The sequence below is a fragment of the Rhizobium sp. BT04 genome (genome assembly GCF_030053135.1).
Taxonomy (GTDB): domain Bacteria; phylum Pseudomonadota; class Alphaproteobacteria; order Rhizobiales; family Rhizobiaceae; genus Rhizobium; species Rhizobium binxianense.
Genome location: NZ_CP125652.1, coordinates 3,918,402 through 3,935,600, shown reverse-complemented (window position 1 = coordinate 3,935,600; position 17,199 = coordinate 3,918,402). Strand labels below are relative to the sequence as shown.

General features: G+C 63.0%; 15 protein-coding genes. 7 read left to right on the top strand and 8 right to left on the bottom strand.

Annotation, left to right across the window (positions count from 1 at the left end; all coding sequences use genetic code 11):
* Positions 1 to 504 precede the first annotated feature (504 nt).
* The 3 genes from QMO82_RS27455 to QMO82_RS27445 all read right to left on the bottom strand — a co-directional run bounded on the left by QMO82_RS27455 (position 505) and on the right by QMO82_RS27445 (position 3,981).
* On the bottom strand, positions 505 to 1,683 hold the full coding sequence (locus QMO82_RS27455; RefSeq protein WP_183605861.1) for an Mrp/NBP35 family ATP-binding protein: 1,179 nt from the start codon (positions 1,681 to 1,683) through the stop codon (positions 505 to 507).
* A 536-nt stretch (positions 1,684 to 2,219) separates the two neighbouring features.
* Positions 2,220 to 2,954: a LuxR family transcriptional regulator gene (locus tag QMO82_RS27450; RefSeq protein ID WP_183605860.1), complete on the bottom strand. Its 735-nt coding sequence runs from the start codon at positions 2,952 to 2,954 to the stop codon at positions 2,220 to 2,222.
* Between the two features lie 229 nt (positions 2,955 to 3,183).
* Positions 3,184 to 3,981 carry an IclR family transcriptional regulator gene (locus tag QMO82_RS27445; RefSeq protein ID WP_183605859.1) on the bottom strand — a complete coding sequence of 266 codons (798 nt, stop codon included), beginning with the start codon at positions 3,979 to 3,981 and terminating at the stop codon, positions 3,184 to 3,186.
* Between the two features lie 116 nt (positions 3,982 to 4,097).
* Between QMO82_RS27445 and QMO82_RS27440 the strand changes: the two genes are divergently transcribed.
* From QMO82_RS27440 to QMO82_RS27420, 5 genes are all read left to right on the top strand, one after another.
* Positions 4,098 to 4,865 carry an SDR family NAD(P)-dependent oxidoreductase gene (locus QMO82_RS27440; RefSeq protein ID WP_183606643.1) on the top strand — a complete coding sequence of 256 codons (768 nt, stop codon included), beginning with the start codon at positions 4,098 to 4,100 and terminating at the stop codon, positions 4,863 to 4,865.
* On the top strand, positions 4,865 to 5,779 hold the full coding sequence (locus tag QMO82_RS27435) for a 2-dehydro-3-deoxygalactonokinase (RefSeq protein WP_183605858.1): 915 nt from the start codon (positions 4,865 to 4,867) through the stop codon (positions 5,777 to 5,779). Before QMO82_RS27440 ends, QMO82_RS27435 begins: the two co-directional genes overlap by 1 nt.
* A gap of 13 nt (positions 5,780 to 5,792) precedes the next feature.
* Positions 5,793 to 6,434, top strand: a complete 642-nt coding sequence (locus tag QMO82_RS27430; protein WP_183606642.1) for a 2-dehydro-3-deoxy-6-phosphogalactonate aldolase — start codon at positions 5,793 to 5,795, stop codon at positions 6,432 to 6,434.
* Entirely contained in the window at positions 6,431 to 7,318 is an 888-nt protein-coding gene (locus QMO82_RS27425; RefSeq protein ID WP_183605857.1) for an SMP-30/gluconolactonase/LRE family protein, read from the top strand. Before QMO82_RS27430 ends, QMO82_RS27425 begins: the two co-directional genes overlap by 4 nt.
* A 230-nt stretch (positions 7,319 to 7,548) precedes the next feature.
* Positions 7,549 to 8,157 (top strand): PRC-barrel domain-containing protein, encoded by a 609-nt coding sequence (locus QMO82_RS27420; protein WP_183605856.1) that lies wholly within the window; start codon positions 7,549 to 7,551, stop codon positions 8,155 to 8,157.
* A gap of 67 nt (positions 8,158 to 8,224) precedes the next feature.
* On the opposite strand, the gene QMO82_RS27415 is transcribed toward QMO82_RS27420, so the two are convergent.
* Both QMO82_RS27415 and QMO82_RS27410 read right to left on the bottom strand, forming a co-directional pair.
* On the bottom strand, positions 8,225 to 9,589 hold the full coding sequence (locus tag QMO82_RS27415; protein WP_183606641.1) for a bifunctional diguanylate cyclase/phosphodiesterase: 1,365 nt from the start codon (positions 9,587 to 9,589) through the stop codon (positions 8,225 to 8,227).
* Positions 9,590 to 9,762: 173 nt separating this feature from the next.
* Positions 9,763 to 11,484 (bottom strand): response regulator, encoded by a 1,722-nt coding sequence (locus tag QMO82_RS27410; RefSeq protein ID WP_183605855.1) that lies wholly within the window; start codon positions 11,482 to 11,484, stop codon positions 9,763 to 9,765.
* A gap of 292 nt (positions 11,485 to 11,776) precedes the next feature.
* Here QMO82_RS27410 and mutL point away from each other — a divergent pair, with 292 nt between their 5' ends.
* Together mutL and QMO82_RS27400 are read left to right on the top strand one after the other, a co-directional pair.
* Positions 11,777 to 13,579 carry a DNA mismatch repair endonuclease MutL gene (gene mutL, locus QMO82_RS27405; RefSeq protein ID WP_183605854.1) on the top strand — a complete coding sequence of 601 codons (1,803 nt, stop codon included), beginning with the start codon at positions 11,777 to 11,779 and terminating at the stop codon, positions 13,577 to 13,579.
* Between the two features lie 67 nt (positions 13,580 to 13,646).
* Positions 13,647 to 13,877, top strand: coding sequence for a DUF2093 domain-containing protein (locus QMO82_RS27400; protein ID WP_183605853.1), 231 nt, complete (start codon positions 13,647 to 13,649; stop codon positions 13,875 to 13,877).
* On the opposite strand, the gene lpxK is transcribed toward QMO82_RS27400, so the two are convergent.
* The 3 genes from lpxK to waaA all read right to left on the bottom strand — a co-directional run bounded on the left by lpxK (position 13,874) and on the right by waaA (position 17,120).
* Positions 13,874 to 14,917 carry a tetraacyldisaccharide 4'-kinase gene (lpxK, locus tag QMO82_RS27395; RefSeq protein ID WP_183605852.1) on the bottom strand — a complete coding sequence of 348 codons (1,044 nt, stop codon included), beginning with the start codon at positions 14,915 to 14,917 and terminating at the stop codon, positions 13,874 to 13,876. The two genes, QMO82_RS27400 and lpxK, sit on opposite strands and share 4 nt — an antisense overlap.
* Before the next feature lie 151 nt (positions 14,918 to 15,068).
* Complete coding sequence (locus tag QMO82_RS27390) at positions 15,069 to 15,791, bottom strand: HAD family hydrolase (protein ID WP_183605851.1); 723 nt, start codon at positions 15,789 to 15,791, stop codon at positions 15,069 to 15,071.
* A gap of 9 nt (positions 15,792 to 15,800) precedes the next feature.
* Entirely contained in the window at positions 15,801 to 17,120 is a 1,320-nt protein-coding gene (gene waaA, locus QMO82_RS27385) for a lipid IV(A) 3-deoxy-D-manno-octulosonic acid transferase (protein ID WP_183605850.1), read from the bottom strand.
* Positions 17,121 to 17,199 lie beyond the last annotated feature (79 nt).

Below are 17,199 nucleotides of genomic sequence, written 5' to 3'. Positions count from 1 at the left end.
TGCCGTCGCCAGTGCGGCAACGCGACGGTCGCTCATCCCAGCGGAACTCCAGCAGACGTGCCTGGCTCGAAACGGAAGCAGATCAAGAAAGTTCATACGACTCCGGCTGCATCCGACCTCAAGGACCGGCATGCGCATTGTGCTCCACCGCATCGCAGTTACCAATCCTTCGATCGACAAGACAACTCCGAACTCGCAGGCGGGTGTATCCTTCGGAACGAAGGCGGCCGTCATTGAGCATCTGCAGCAAACGCCATCATGGCGCCGCGGCATATGAAGCAAAGCCATGAAATAATCAAGACATCTTCCGTGAAGCGCGGCTTTTCACCACGTTTCCCCCACAATTTGGGGTATCCGCCACGGTGATTCGGGCCTCAAGCTCTCTGTTTATGCTGTCGTTACGCCGGAACGCCGCACACGTCCCGATGACATGCGTTCTTCCTTTGATGCATGTGGTTTTCCCGGAACCGCTACACACTTCCGGGCGACATGCACTATTTGTCGTTATTCGAAGACGATCGTCGGCGCGGGGCGCTGCGATTGGCCGCCCACCTGCTCCCAGACCTTGGCGGCGATGCCGCGATAAATGCCGGCGACGACGCCGTTCGGCTCGGAGGCGACGAGCGGCGTGCCGGCGTCGGAGGTTTCGCGGATATTCATCGTCAGCGGCACTTCGCCGAGGAAGGGCACGCCGATGCGCTCGGCCTCCTTGCGGGCGCCGCCATGACCGAAGATATCGTAGCGGGTGCCGGTATCGGGGGCGATGAAATAGCTCATATTCTCGACGATGCCGAGCACCGGCACCTCGACCTTACGGAACATGTTGAGGCCCTTGCGGGCATCGATCAAGGCGAGATCCTGCGGCGTCGAGACGATCACGGCGCCGGCAAGCGGCACCTGCTGGGCCATGGTCAGCTGCGCGTCGCCGGTGCCGGGCGGCATATCGACGACAAGTACGTCGAGCTCACCCCAGGCGACTTCGCGCAGCATCTGCAACAGCGCCGACTGGACCATCGGCCCGCGCCAGATCATCGCCGTCTCCTCGTCGACGAGGAAGCCCATCGACATGACCTTGAGGCCGTAATTCTCCATCGGATTGATGATGCGACCGTCGATCTGCGTCGGGCGGCCGGATATCTTCAAGAGCCGCGGCATCGAGGGACCATAGATATCGGCATCGAGAATGCCGACGCGAAGACCGTTCGCCAGCAGCCCGAGCGCCAGATTGACGGCGGTGGTCGACTTGCCGACCCCGCCCTTGCCCGAGGCGACGGCGATGATGGCGCCGATGCCCGGCACACCGATCTTGCCAGCGCGCGGCGGCTGTGGCTGCGGCGCATGCGCCCCGTGATGATGGCCCGCGTGATCGTGGCCGGCATGGCCGTGCGGCGGATTGGGTGCAGGGCGGGCGGCGGGAGCTGCGGCGGCCGCCTTCTTGTCCGCGGTCAGTGTGACGAGGGCGCCCTTGACGCCCGGCATTTCCTTGATGACGCGTTCGGCGGCAAGCCGCATCGGCTCCAGCTCCTTGGCGCGATCGGCGGGAACGGTGATGGAGAAATAGACCTTGCCGTCGGAGATGAAGACGTCGGAGACCATGCCGAGCTCGACGATATCATGCTCGAGATCGGGTCCGCGCACGGTCTTCAGCGTTTCGAGAACCTGTTCCTTGGTGACGTCGGCCATTCCATCCTCACTGCTTGCCTGCAGAGACCACAAATAGTGGAGGCGGACGCCTTCGCCAAACGAAATCATCGTGGGGAAATCGATTTGCCGGCTTGCAAAAGCGCCGGGGAGAATGGGCAATCCGTTGCGGCCATCAAGTCCGCCGGGCTTTCGCCCTGATGGCCGCAACGGTCTCCCCGAGAACCGGCGCAATGCGGGCGAACTAGAGTAAGCCGGCAAAAAGGCCAGCGAAAAATGAAGGGGAAAGACCAAATCGCCAGCAGCTGCCAACAAGCGGTGCCAAAACGCAACAACCGCCGCCGACACCGATGGCCTACGAGATGGGCGGCATCGGTGTCGGGCAGCAGTGTGCCGGCCGCGCCATTTCCTGGCGCTGGTCCAAGTCCCCTCTGGGCCTTTGCCAAAGGAGATGCAGAAAGCGTGCCAGACGGAAAATCGGCGGAAATGCCACAATGGCGACCCGGGGATGGCGCCAATGGCAGGGATTTGCTCAAGCGCTGGGCGGCCGGCGAAAGCCCGCCGCGCCTTATTGCATCTTATTTGATCAGGCCGATCCGCAGCGCCTTGGCGACCGCCTGGGTGCGGTTGACCGTATCGAGCTTCTTGGTGGCGCGGTTGAGGTAATGATTGACCGTGTGCTCGGACAGCGTGAGGATCTCGGCGATCTCCGCACTGGTCTTGCCGGCCGCCGTCCAGTTGAGGCAATCGATCTCGCGGTCGGTCAGCGTGTCGGTGATGCGCGTATCGAGGTTGCGGATCTCGGCGAGCCTGTCGAAGACATGGATGGCGATGTAGCAAAGCTCACGCATCTCCACCGGGCTGAAGAGTTCGCGGTCACCGGCGAAAGACACGGCGCCCCGCAGGCCGGAGGGCTCATGCGTCGGAAAATAGGCGCCGCGCATCATCCTGAAACGTTCGAACATCGTCACGACGAGCGCGGACTTGCCGTCGTCGCGCGACCAGTTCTCGCGCGACGTGTCGTAGAAGAACGGCCGCGCCGATGTTCTGAGCCGCCGGAGAACCGGGCTGTTGACCAGCAGTCCCTCCTGGTCGTAGAGCGCCAGAAGCTCGGCCGGCCAGCTGGTGATGACGGTGCTGCCCTGGAGATCCAGGGAGGTGATCGGCGGCAGGTTGAGAACCATGAAGGCACGGCTGCGATAGGCTTCCGTCACGCGTTTCAGGAAACGGAAAATATCGAACTGGGTCTTCAGGCCCGCTATCTCGTTGATATAATCGTCTTCTTCCGGGGATGTTTGCGACAAGGGTGCCATCACATTTCTTCATCTTCGGCAGGGCAGCCGGTTCGATTGCATCGGGGAATGACGATCGCTGATTGGATCAAACGGAGCCGGCCTCGGCGTGCAGCATTCGGCCGGTGAGTGGTTGTCGATTTCGCGGACTATTTGCAGTTGTCGTGATTCGCCGGCAAATCTCAATATCGCCCTCATCATAAGCATGCTCTCTGAACTGCGTTCGGCAAGGGCGGAGCGCAATTTTCCGTCAGCGGCGCGGGCCGAGGCGGATGCGCATGCCTTCCATGATCCTCCCGGCTGCCCGCTGAACCGGAACGACCCATTGGCGTAGAAGTTCCATCGACAAGCGATAGGCCGGGCCGGTGATCGAAATGCCGCCGATAAAAGTCCGATCCTCCGACCAGACGGGGGCGGCAACGCAGCAAATACCGGCCTCATGCTCCTCGCGGTCGAAGGCATAGCCCTGGTCGGCGATCTCACGGATTTCGGCAAGCAGCGTTTCGGCTGAGACATGGGTCGAAGCGGTAAAGCGGGTGAAGCTCAGATCGGCGAGGAGATCGGCGAGGAGATCGGCGGGAAGCAGCGAAAGAGCAGCCTTGCCGACGCCGGTGCAGTAACAGGGCGAGGCATTGCCGATCTGCGAATACATGCGCACCGGCTGACGGCCGTCGACCTTATCGAGATAGATGATCGACTGGCCTCTGAGAACACCGAGATGCACCGTCTCGCCGGTCGCCTGCTGCAGATCGGCCAGGTGCGGTTCGGCAATCAGGCGAAATTCATTGCGCGCCCAGCTGCGGGCGGCAAAATCGAGCAGGCGCAGGCCCGGCGCATAACGGCCGTCGCCATCGAGTTCGAGCAGACCTTCTTCCACCAGGTGACTCAGCTGGCGATGCAATGTGCCGCGCGGCTGGCCGGCAAGGGCCAGGATATCGGTGAAACGCAGTGGGCCATCTGCATGGGTGACGAGATCGAGCAGAACCATCAGTTTGCCGAGCGTGCCGGTCTCGCGTGCCTGCGCCATGCCGTCGCCGCTTGAATTCATCGCCCCATCCACCCTTGACAGAAAGGGCAGCATAATTGGATAATTCCATATAGTCAAATTAAGTTCCACATAATGGAATAATGAGTGGGGAGGCGCCGCTGATGATGACAATGAACATGATGCCAGCCGCACAGTTTCCCGAGTTCAAAGACCGAGCCGTGCTGGTGACCGGCGGTGGATCGGGCATCGGTGCTGCGATCGTTGAAGGTTTCGCGCGCCAGGGCGCCAAAGTCTCCTTCATCGATATCGCCGAGGACGCAGGCCGCGCGCTCGCCGAGAGGCTGTCGCCGGAGACGGTGCATCCGGTCTCCTTCCACCATGCCGACCTGCGCGACATCGAGGCGATCCGGCGCACGGTCGATACCGTCGTGGCGCGTTCGGGGCCGATCCGCGTGCTCGTCAACAATGCCGCCTGGGACGACCGCCATGAATTCGACGCGGTGACCGAGGCCTATTGGGACAACAACCAGGCGGTCAATCTGCGGCATGTGTTCTTCACCTCGCAGGCAGTAGTGCCGTCGATGCGGGCGGCCGGCGGCGGGGCGATCATCAATATGTCGTCGATCGCCTTCAAGCTGAACATGGGCGGTTTTCCCGCCTATGCGGCGGCGAAGGCTGCGGTCGTCGGACTGACGAAGAGCATGGCGGGCAGGCTCGGGCCGGACCATATCCGGGTCAACTGCATCCTGCCCGGCATGGTCGTCACCGAACGGCAGATGCAGCTCTGGCTGACCGAGGAGAGCATCGCGCGCTCGGTTGAGGACCAGTGCCTGAAAATTCCGCTCAAGCCCGATGCGATCGTCGGTCCCTGTCTGTTTCTTGCATCGGACTGCGCGGCGGCGATGACCGCGCAGTCCCTGATTGTCGATGGAGGCGTTCTGTAATGGCAAATCCCGCTTATGTTGCGGTGGACTGGGGCACCAGCAGTTTCCGGCTCTGGCTGCTCGGCAGAGACGGCAGCATCCTTGCCGAACGCCGCAGCGGCGAAGGCATGACGAGCGCTGCAAAGACCGGCTTTTCCCAAGTGCTTGCCGCCCACCTTACGGCCGTCGAGGCGCCGGAAAACCTGCCGGTGATCGTCTGCGGCATGGCCGGCGCACGGCAGGGCTGGGTCGAGGCCGGTTATATCGACGTGCCGGCCCCGCTCGCATCGATCCTTACCGGAGCGGTCTCAGTACCGGGGGAAAGCCGCGACATCCGCATCCTGCCGGGTCTTGCCCAGCGGGATATCGCCACACCCGACGTCATGCGCGGCGAGGAAACCCAGCTGCTTGGCGCGCTCGGCCGGACAAGCTCCGGAGCGCAGGCGGTCTGCATGCCCGGCACACATTCGAAATGGGTGCATGTGACGGACGGCAAGGTCACCGGCTTTTCGACCTTCATGACCGGCGAGCTGTTCGACGTCATCAGCAAACACACGATCCTCTCGCATGCCGTTGCCAGCGCCGGAGAGCAGCCGGCGGACGCGGCGGCCTTCGAGGCCGCGGTATCGTCGGCTTTCGCACGGCCGGCACTTGCCTCCAACCTGCTCTTTGCCGCCCGCTCGGGCCAGCTGCTGCACGGCATCTCGGCTGCTGCCGCGCAAGCCCGGCTTTCCGGCACGCTGATCGGCCTCGAAATCGCCGGCGCGCTGCAGGATGCAGCCAACTCAGGCATCACCCTGGTCGCTTCCGGGCGCCTGCAGGCGCTCTACGAACAGGCCTTCAAAACCCTCTCCCTTCCCTTCACCGCCATCGATGCGGACGCCGCCGTGCGCCGCGGGCTTTCGGCCGCCGCCGAAGCCATCTGGCCGAATTGAGAAAGCCGACATGATGAACCGTATCCCCTTCCCCGAGATGAAACGGCCGCTGATCGCCATCCTTCGCGGCATCAGGCCCGATGAGACCGAGAGCATCGTCGGCGCTTTGATCGAAAACGGCCTGACGGCGATCGAGATCCCGCTCAATTCGCCGGAACCGTTCAAATCCATCGAGATCGCCGCGAAGATGGCGCCGGCCGAGGTACTGATCGGTGCCGGCACGGTGCTGACGGTCGAGGCGGTCGACAGCCTGCATGCGGCCGGCGGCAAGCTGCTGGTCACGCCGAATGTCGACCCCGAGGTAATCATCCGGGCGCGAGAATATGGCATGGTGACGATGCCCGGCGTCTTCACCCCGACCGAGGCGCTGGCGGCAGCGCACGCCGGCGCCACCGGCCTCAAATTCTTTCCGGCGAGCGTGCTTGGCCCTTCCGGCATCACGGCGATCCGGGCTATCCTGCCGCCGGAGCTGACGATTGCCGCCGTCGGCGGCGTATCGGACAAGAATTTCGGCGATTATACCAGGGCCGGCATCTTTGCCTTCGGCCTCGGCACCAGCCTCTACAAGCCGGGAATGACCGCGTCAGAGGTTGCCGAGCGCGCCAAGGCGACCATTTACGCCTATGATGCAGCCATTGGGAGCGTGAGCGTATGACCGATATTTATGAGTTCGAGGGCAAGACCCTTTGCAACACCAACTCCGTTCTCGGCGAAGGTCCGACCTATGATCCGGACAGCAATACTGTCTGGTGGTTCAACATCCTCGGCAAGGAACTGCACGAGCTCAATCTTTCGACAAACGCGAAAAAGGTGCATCCGCTGCCTGCCATGGCAAGCGTGCTGGCCCGTATCGACGCCGGACGGCAGCTGATCGCGACGGAGGAAGGGCTGTTCGTCCGTGATGTGGCGAGCGGCAACCTCACCTTCTATGCGGCGCTCGAAAACGACAAGCCGGAAAACCGTTCGAACGATGGTCGTACCCATCCTTCCGGTGCGCTCTGGATCGGCACGATGAGCAAGCGGGCGGAAAACCAGGCCGGCGCCATCTATCATGTCGCTGGCGGCAAGGTGACGAAGATCTTCAACGGCATCAGCATCCCGAATTCGATCTGCTTCTCGCCGGATGGCACGATCGGCTATTATACGGACTCCCGCCTCAACCGGCTGATGCGCGTCATGGTCGATCCGCAGACCGGCCTGCCCGCGGGCGAGCCGATCGTGCTGGTCGACAGCGCCAACGAGCCCGGCGATATCGACGGCTCGGTGGTCGATGCCGACGGTTATATCTGGAATTCGCGCTGGGGTGCGGGCGTCGTCGACCGTTACAATCCCGATGGCCTGCGCATCTCGCGCTACAAGGTTCCCGCCGTCCAGCCCTCCTGCCCTGCCTTCATCGGCGTCAATGCCGACCGGCTGGCGGTGACGACCGCCTGGGAGGGGCTGGACGAGGATGCCCGTTCGGCGCAGCCCAGCGCCGGCGCGCTGCTGGAACTCGGCATCGACGTCAAAGGCGTGTTCGATCCGGTCTATGTGATCTGACGCGACCCGCATTTGCTTGCCAGCGGCGATCAGAGGCGCTCCCGACCGGGGCGCCTTTTCTCGTTCAGGTGGTTGCCGTTGATAAATGTTCCGTGAAAATCGAGAAATTTTCCGTGTTTTCAACCGGAACCAATCGGCGCACCAGCCATTTTCCCTTCGAACCGGCGCGGCAATGACTAGAGGCGTTGCCGGGTCAGCAATCACTCTAGGGAAATGAAGGTAGGTTCGAAATGACACGCAAACTCCTGACGACCGTTGCCGCTGGCGCACTGTTTGCCACGGCTTTCGCACCGGCGGCATTCTCGCAGACCGCCCCGCAGCCGGCCGATCCAGCCGCTTCGACGCAGGCGGCTCCCGCCGATCCGGCAGCACCGAAGCCGCCGATCACCCCTGACGTCACCAAGCCGGCAGGCGATGCCGCACAGGCTCCGGCCGCAGCACCGACGGCAGACACGGCCCAGGCTGGCTATATCACGGAGCAGGCTCCGGATCAGGTCAGCGCCAACACCTATATCGGCCAGTCGGTCTATAACGGCAACAATGAAAGTATCGGCAGCGTCAACGACCTGATCATGAAGAAGGACGGCGGCTTGGTCGCTGCGATCATCGGCGTCGGCGGCTTCCTCGGGATTGGCGAAAAGAACGTCGCCGTGCCGATGGACAAGATAACCGTCGCCCAGAACACCCAGGACGGCAGCGTCAAGCTGACGACAAGCGAAACGGCTGAATCGCTGAAGGCCGCGCCTGAGTTCAAGACGCTGGCCATGCAGTCAGCGGAAAAGGCCCCGGCTGCGACCGGCACCGATACCACGGCGACCGGCTCGACCACACCTAAGTAAACCGCGCGGTAGTATAACGTAGGCGATGGCGCTCCCAGGGGCGCCATCGTTTTATGACGCCATCGCTTTACGCGCTGACACGCTCCGCCACGGCCGGATCGTAATAGTTCTCGTGCAGGAAGCGAAGCGTGGCGATACCGTCGGCCGGACGGCCGAAGTGATAACCCTGCCCCATGCCGCAGCCGAGCGTGCGGAGCTTCACCGCCTCGGCATAATCCTCGATGCCTTCCGCCACGACCTCCAGCTCCAGGCCGTCGCACATGGTCAGGATCGCCTTGATGATGTGTTCGGAGGCGCGGTCGGAATTGATGCGCGAGACGAAGGCGCGGTCGATCTTGATCTTGTCGAAGATGAAGTCGCGCAGGCGCCCCAGGCTCGACTGGCCGGTGCCGAAATCGTCGAGCGAAATGCGCACACCGGCGGCGCGCAAATCGGCGATGATGCGGTGGGCGGTATCGGCCGAACTCATCACCGCGGTCTCGGTGATCTCCAGTTCCAGGCGATGTGGATCGAAGCCGACGCGGCCGAGGATCGACAATACGCTGCTGCTCGTGCCCGGATCCATCAGCTGGGCCGAGGACAGATTGAACGACAGGAAGAGATCGCGCGGCCATGAAAGGGCGGCTTCCGCGGCCTTGCGCAGCAGCGCCTCCGACAGCGCATCGATGAAACCGCGCTCTTCGGCGAGCGGCACGAAGACGCCGGGCGAGACGAAGCCGAGGTCGGGATCGTTCCAGCGGGCGAGCGCCTCGAAACCGACGACCTGGTTGTTGGAGAGCGAGACGATCGGCTGGAAATGCACATCGATCGCGTCGGAGATGATGGCGTTTCTGAGCGCCTGCTCCAACTGCGTCGCGCGCTTCATTTCCTGGGCGATCTCTCTGCTGTAGACGGTGATCTGGCCGCGGCCGCGGCGTTTGGAACGGTAAAGCGCGGTTTCCGCGCTCTTCAGCAGTTCCTCGCAATCCTCGCCTGCGAAGGGATAGATGGCAAAGCCTAGGGAGGCGGAGAGACGGACGTTGCGGTCGCCGAGGTCATAGGGGGCCGACAACACCTCGCGGATCATCTGGCCGAATTTCTCGGCACTCGCCCGCTCGAAAATCAGCGGCAGCACGAAAGCGAATTCATCGCCATCATGGCGGGTGACCAGCGCGCCATCGGGAATGCAGGCTCGGAGGCGATGCGCGACCTGGCACAGGATTTCATCGCCGGCCGCCGAGCCGAAGAGATCGTTGATCGGCTTGAAACTGTCGAGATTGGCGATGCCGATGGTGAAGGGGGCCGGATCGCTGGCACGCTCGGAGGAGATCTGCAAGACCTTCTCCCGCATGCGATTGCGGTTTCCCAATCCGCTCAGCGGATCGGTATAGGCCATCGTCTGAAGCTCATTCTGACCGACGGTCAAGAAAGCTATATCCGCCGATTTCATTATCCACCCGAGCTTTCCCGCGCCATGCAAAGAATGACCGGCATATCTTAACAATTCGATAGTAAATCAGCGGCCATGGCCGCTTGAATCGCCCTAAATCTGGGGATTTGACGGGGATTGCCTTGTTTTATCCATGCCGTTATCCCGGAACCGCGGCATACTTCGGGCGACATGCATTAGCCTCGCGCCCGCAGGGCTTCATCCAATAGGTGTTTCTGAAATATCGCCTCGAGCATGTCAGGGCTGACGGGTTTCATGATGACATCGTCCATGCCTGATTTGACGCATTCGGCGCGGTCGCGTTCGAAGGCCTGGGTCAGCACGCCAATGATCGGGGTGCGGGTTCCGCCGCCGGTTTCCTCCATTTGCCGGATCAGGCGGGCGGCCTCAAAGCCGTTGAAGCCCGGCAGGGAAATATCCATCAGCACGATCTGCGGCCGGTGCTCGGCCCACAGGCGCACGACCTCGTCGCCGGTCGCCGCGATCATATGGCGATAACCGAGGCCCTCGAGGATCTGCGAAAAAACGATCTGATTGATATCATTGTCTTCGGCGACGAGAACCTGCAGGCCGACCACATCGTCGGAAATGCTGATTTCCCAATCCGTATCCGCACCGGCAGCACTGCGGCTGTTGCGGTTGAAATGGCGGGCGATCTGGAAGGTGAGCTCGTTGGCGATCTGGAATCCGTCCATAACAAGCGACGGGATGCCGTAATGCTCGGCAAGCTCCAGGCAGCGCATGCCCATCTGATTGTCGATGATCAGGAGATCGAGCGAGATGCCGGAGGAGGTGGCAATTTCCAGGAAGCGCTCCTCCTCGTCCTCGCCGCGGACCGAGCAGGATTCGAAACCGTATTTCGACAGCGTCCGCAAGGCAGCAGTCTCGGCGGCGAGGTCGGCCGTGACGACGAGGACCTTGCGGCCGGAGAAATTCTCCGGAACGATCGCTTCCATCGCAGCCGGTTCGCGGCGTTCGACGGCGCTCGGCACCGGCACATAGGCCCGACGGTAGCTTTGATTGCTTGACGTGGTGATCGCCGAGGCCCGTCCGAACTCGTCGAGATCGGCGCCGTCGCGCGGCAGGTCCTGCATGGTCGACACCAGGAAATAGCGGCCGGGCTTGCCGATGCGGTGCTTGCGGCTGACGATGTCGCGCTCGATGCCGTCGCGGGAGATCTGCCGCTGGCGGGAGACGGACATTTCGCCGGTCTCCAGCACATGGCGATCGCTCTCCTCGAAACGCTTGGCGATCTCTTCAGAAAAGAGATCGCCGCTCTTGCGCCCGAGCACCTCGTCAGCGGTCGTCTGATATTTCTCGCAGAAGGCAAGGTTGACCGCGACATAGGTGAGGTTGCGGTCCTTGACGAAAAGCGGGAACGGCAGATTGTCGAGAATGTCCTCGGTGAGCTGCACCCGCTCCAGATCCGAGCGCCATTGCTCTTCGCGTTTCTTGTCCTCTGATATGTCGGAAATGATGGTGACGCCGTAACCGCCCGGCAGCCTGCGCTTGACGAAGCGGACCCAGCTGTCGGCGCCGTGGCGCTCGACGGATTCGAAGCGCTCACGCCAATGCGAGGCGATTTTCTGCGACAGCCAGTCCTCGCGGCTCAGCGAGCCGCCCTGCTTGGCAGCATATTGCTGGCGAATGCCGGTGTCATACATCGCGCCGAGGAAATCGCGGAGCCGCGTGCCGGGCCTCAGCATCTCGGACGGCAACGGGAAGAATTCCAACGTCTGGCGGCTGGCGAAGATCAGATGGTCGTTTTTGTCATAGATGATGAAAGCTGCGGAAAGGCTGTCGCACACCACATCGAAAAGCGCCGTCTGCAGATCGGCCTCGGCGGGAGTCCCATCGATTTCTGATGATGTGTCCGCCTTTTCGAAGCCGGCACTCATGCTATTGCGTCCCACATCTGTTCGATTTCGCAGCTTCCGGAGGTATATGAATAGAAATGCCATTTTTATGTTAAAACCGGCTTAACATTACCGCGCCGCGCGTCTTTTCCAGGCGCGCATGGGACGCTGTAACGCTTTGAACTGCTGCATGATTTCATCCTTAAATCGGAACCGATTTAAGGATGAAATCATGCAGCGGCGACTCCCAAGCTTGGGGAGAGCCTCGGATCACGCTTTGGGAAAGCCTATCGAAAGCCCTTCCCTCCGGCCCGCGAATCCTCGAAAATAGCCCATGGCCATCAGACAGCTTTCCGAAACACTCATCAATCAGATCGCCGCCGGCGAAGTCATCGAACGGCCGGCGAGCGCTGCCAAGGAACTGATCGAAAACGCGCTCGACGCCGGCGCGACGCGCATCGAGATCGCCACATCAGGTGGCGGCAAGGCGCTGCTGCGCGTCAGCGACAACGGCTCGGGCATGGACGCGGCTGATCTGGAACTGGCGGTCAGGCGCCACTGCACCTCGAAATTGTCGGATACGCTTGAGGATATCCGCACGCTCGGCTTCCGCGGCGAGGCGCTGCCCTCGATCGGCTCGGTCGCCAGGCTCAGCATCGCCAGCCGCAGGCGCGACAGCGCCGGCGGTCACGAGATCGCCGTGATCGCCGGCAAGATCGCCCATATCAGGCCGGCCGCCGCCAATCCCGGCACGATCGTCGAAGTGCGCGACCTGTTCTTCGCCACGCCCGCCCGGCTCAAATTCCTGAAGACGGAGAAGGCCGAGGCCGGCGCCATCACCGAAATCGTCAAGCGCATGGCGATCGCCTTCCCTGCCGTGCGCTTCGTGCTGTCGGGCTCGGACCGCACGACGCTGGAATTTCCGGCGACCGGCGACGATCACCTGGCGCGCATGGCGCAGGTGCTCGGCAAGGAATTCCGCGACAACGCCATTGCGCTCGACGCCGTGCGCGAGGAGATCTCGCTCACCGGCTTTGCCGGCGTGCCGACCTTCAATCGCGGCAACTCCGCGCATCAATATGCCTTCGTCAACGGCCGGCCGGTGCAGGACAAGCTGATCCTCTCGGCCATCCGCGGCGCCTATGCCGAGACCATCCCTTCAGGACGCCAGCCGGTGGCGGTGCTGTCGATCACGCTCGATCCCGCTCTCGTCGACGTCAACGTGCATCCTGCCAAATCCGACGTGCGGTTCCGCGACCCCGGCCTGGTGCGCGGCCTGATCGTCGGCGCCATCCGCGAAGCCCTGGCGCGCGACGGCAGCCGAGCGGCGACGACCGGGGCGAGCGACATGCTGCGCGCCTTCCGTCCCGGCTTCCAGCCGAATAGCCAGCGGACGCAGGGCGGATGGTCGGCCGAAACTTCGCCCTCCCGACCCTTTCAGCCGACAACGGGTTTCGGCGAACGGCCACAGGCCTCCTTCGACGCGCTTTCGATGCCGACGGCGCGGGCCGAGCCGCTACTTTCGCCGCAGCCGGCCGCCGCCGAACCGGCCGCGCGCTACCCGCTCGGCGCGGCGCGGGCGCAGATTCACGCAAATTACATCGTCGCCCAGACCGAGGACGGGCTTGTCATCGTCGACCAGCATGCCGCGCATGAGCGGCTGGTGTTCGAGGCGATGCGCAAGGCGCTGCATTCGAAGCGGCTGGCCTCGCAGGTGCTGCTGATCCCCGAGATCATCGACATTCCGGAAGAGGATTGCGACCGGCTGATGCAGCATGCGGCCGAGCTTTCCGAGCTCGGCCTGGCAATCGAGCGTTTCGGCCCCGGGGCGATCGCCGTGCGCGAGACGCCGGCCATGCTCGGCGAGGTCGACGCGCATGGCCTGATCCGCCAGCTTGCCGACGAGATTGCCGAATGGGACACGGCGTCCGGCCTGTCGGCCAAGCTCGAATATGTGGCGGCGACCATGGCCTGCCACGGATCGGTGCGCTCCGGACGGCGGCTGCGGCCGGAGGAAATGAACGCGCTGCTCCGGGAAATGGAAGTGACGCCCGGCTCCGGCCAGTGCAATCATGGCCGGCCGACCTATATCGAATTGAAGCTCAGCGATATCGAGCGGCTTTTCGGCAGAAGCTAAAAAAGCTGGAAAAGCAGCCCTTTCGGGAGTATGGCAAGGGGATGACAGACTGCAGGGAACGGAGCGCATGAATTTGTTCGAAGGCCATGGAAACCGCGAAGCGAAGATCCGGTATCTCGATGGCGATTTCCAGATTCTCTCGCCCGGCTCCTATGTCATCTGCGCGATGACGGGAAAACAGATCCCGCTCGACGAGTTGCGCTATTGGAGCGTCGCCCGGCAGGAACCCTATGCCGACGTGATCTCGGCGATCGAAGCCGACAAACGCGCCGGCGTGCTGCCGAACCAGCGGCGCTAGCTCCCAGCCTTCATCTCCCGCAGGCGCCGCTCGCGGCAGGCGGCAATCGCCCTGTCGATGATCAGGCTTGGGGCAAGGTGATCCTCGAACACCATGTCGACCTCGATCACCCGGCTCTTTTCGGCAAGCTGCGCCGCCTTGCCGGGATGGCCGGAGAGGCGGACGAAATCCTTGGAGGTGGTGACGATCAGCAGGCCCTGACGCTCGGCGGTGGTCAGGAGGTCGTCGATCTCCTCCTCGGTCAGGTGCTCGTGGTCGCCGAAGCTCTTGGCGACGGAGATTTCGGCGCCGCGTGATTCCACAGTGCGGAAGAATTTGGCGGGATCGGCGATGCCGGCGAAGGCGAGCACCTTCACGCCGGCCAGCATGTTGTCGCCGCGCACTTTCAGCGATGCGGTGAAATAGGGTTTTGCGGCACGCGCCGCCATGCGGACGATCCTGTCGGCGGCATTGCCGCCGCCGACCTTCAAGAGCGCCGTCGCATGACTCAGCTGCTGGCGGATCGGCGCCCGCACCGGGCCGCCCGGCACGATATGGCCGTTGCCGAGGCCGCGGGTCGCGTCGATGACGAGCAGGGCATAGTCGATCGCCAGCCGGGCGCTCTGGAACCCGTCATCCATGATGATGAGATCGGCGCCCTCCGCCACCAGGCGCGCGGCACCCTCGACGCGCCTGCGGGAAATCACCGTCAGCGCCTCCTGGGCAAGCAGCAACGGCTCATCGCCGACGGCGACCGCGCGGTGATGAGCGGGATCGACCACCGTCGTCACATCGAGCGAGCCGCCGTACCCCCTGCTGAGAAAACCAGGCTTCAGCCCCTTGGCCTTGGCGGCACGGGCGATGGTCAGTGCCGTCGGCGTCTTGCCTGCACCGCCGACAGTGAAATTGCCGACGCAGATGACCGGAATCGGAACGGAGGCGCGGCGCGCATGCGCCATGCGGTGGCCGGCGATGCGGCCGTATAGAAAGGAAAGCGGCAGCAGCAGCCAGGCCCGCCAATCGGCCTTCCTCCACCAGAACGGCGGCGCTTCGGATATCATCTTGCCGTCCCGCTCCCCTGCCCCTCGACCGGCCGGATTGAGAAGCCAAAATCGATGAAAATGCAAGCCCTTACAGATTAGCGCAATTCCCGGCAAAAGCGTTTCACCCTTTGCCTGGCAAAACCGCTGCACAGTTTTGCTGGAATTGCTTCTAGGCCGGCTGCAGATCCGGCAGCAACGCCTCGATGGCGGTGATGTCGTCAAGCACGTGATCGGCCGCGGCGGCCAGCGAATCCCGCGAACCGGTGCCGGTCAGCACGGCGATCCTTAAGCCCGTCCCGGCATTCAGACCCATGTGCAGATCGTGATTGTTGTCGCCGACGATCGCAACCTCTTCAGGCGAAAGACCGGTCGCGGCACAGAAGCCGAGCACCATGCCCGGCTCCGGCTTGACACCGAAACCGCTGTCATAGCCGGCAATGTAATCGACATAGCGGGCAAAACCGAAGCGTTCCGCCGTCTGGCGGATCGACCGTTCGTTGTCGCTGGAGGCGACGCCGAGCTTGAAGCCGCGCTGATGCAGCCTTGCGAAGAAGCCGGCGAGATCGGTCACCGGCACGGAAAATTCGGCGGCGCTGGAAAAGAGTTCGTCGAGGCGCACCGTCAGGTCACCGACATCGACCATCGAGCCCGCGGCAACCAGGCCCTCGGCGATCTGGCGGGTATTGCCGGCGGCAAGCAGGCTGTCGGGAACGATATGGCCAGTCACCGGATCCATGCCGCAGGCGGCAAGCAGCCGGTCGGCGAGAAGCGGATCGCCTTGGGCTGCAATGCGGGCCAACTCCCGGTTGACCGGCAGCCAGCTCTCGTCATAGTCGAGCAGCGTGCCGTCCTTGTCGAAGAGAATGCCTTTGATAAGGGTCGCTGCCGACATGATATATCCTCAGACCTGGGCCACGGCCTTGGGCAGCAGCCGCGCCTTCACCGTCAGCGGATTGATATAGGGTTCCAGCCCCTTCACGGTCGCGGTCAGCGCGCCGCGCATCTCATGCACGGCGGTGATGCCGGCCTCGATCATGTTGCGGCGGGCTTCGTCATTGATCAGCAGGTAATGCACACCCTTGGCCAGCATCTCGGTATCGCGCACCATGCGGGCGCTGCCGCTGCGGGCAAGCTTCTGATAGGCATCGCGGAAATTCTGCACATGGCCACCCGAGAGTACGGCGCAGCCGAGCATGGCGGGCTCCAGCGGGTTCTGGCCGCCTTCGGCAAAGAGCGAGCGTCCGACGAAAGCGATTTCCGTCAATCTCAGATAGAGGCCCATTTCGCCGATCGTATCGCCGAGAAAAATATCGACATCGGCCGACAAGACATCGTCACGGGTGCGGCGGGCGACCTTCAGCCCCTGCTTGACGAGCGCCGCCTCGATCTCGTCGCAGCGCTCCGGGTGACGCGGCACGATGATCGTCAATTGACGATCGCGCTCCCGCAGCGCCCGATGGACGATGGCGGCGGCATTCTCCTCGCCGTCGAAGGTCGAGATCGCCGCCCAGGTCTTGCGCTCGCCGATCTGCTTCTTGTAGCGGGCAAGCACAGCGCTGTCGTAGGGCGGTGCGTCGGTATCGACCTTCAGATTGCCTGAGGTGATGACGGGGACGGCGCCGAGATCGCGGAAACGTTCAGCATCCATATCCGACTGGGCGATGACGAGGGCGAGATTCTCGAACAAGGCTTCGGCAATCGCCGGGCGACGGCGCCAGCGGGCAAAGGAGCGGTCCGACATGCGGGCATTGATCAGGATCTGCGGAATCCGGCGGCGGCCGAGTTCCAGCACCGTTGCCGGCCAGATCTCGGATTCGGCGATGATGGCGCAATCGGGCTGCCAATAATCGAGGAAGCGGCTGACGGAGGGCTTCAGATCGAGCGGCACATATTGATGGATCGCTTCATTGCCGAGCCGCTCGGCGGCAAGCCTCGCGGAGGTGATGGTACCGGTCGTCAGGATGACATGGATGTCACGACGGCGGATTTCGCGGATCAGCGGGATGACGGCATTGGTTTCGCCCACACTTGCGGCATGGAACCAGACGAGCGGGCCTTGCGGCCGGTTGGCGCTCGGATAGCCGAAGCGTTCCAGGCGGCGCGCCCGGTCTTCCTTGCCCTTGGCCGTGCGGTAGGTGATATAGAGGCCGACAACAGGAGAGGCCACGGTTCCCGCCAGACGGTATGCGCTCAGACCGAACCGAGCCATCCGGGAGCTCATTGCGCCAGCCTCCGATCCAAGATCGACATCAAACCCATTCCCTCATTATCGTTGCGGCCGCAATGACCGATCAATTTGT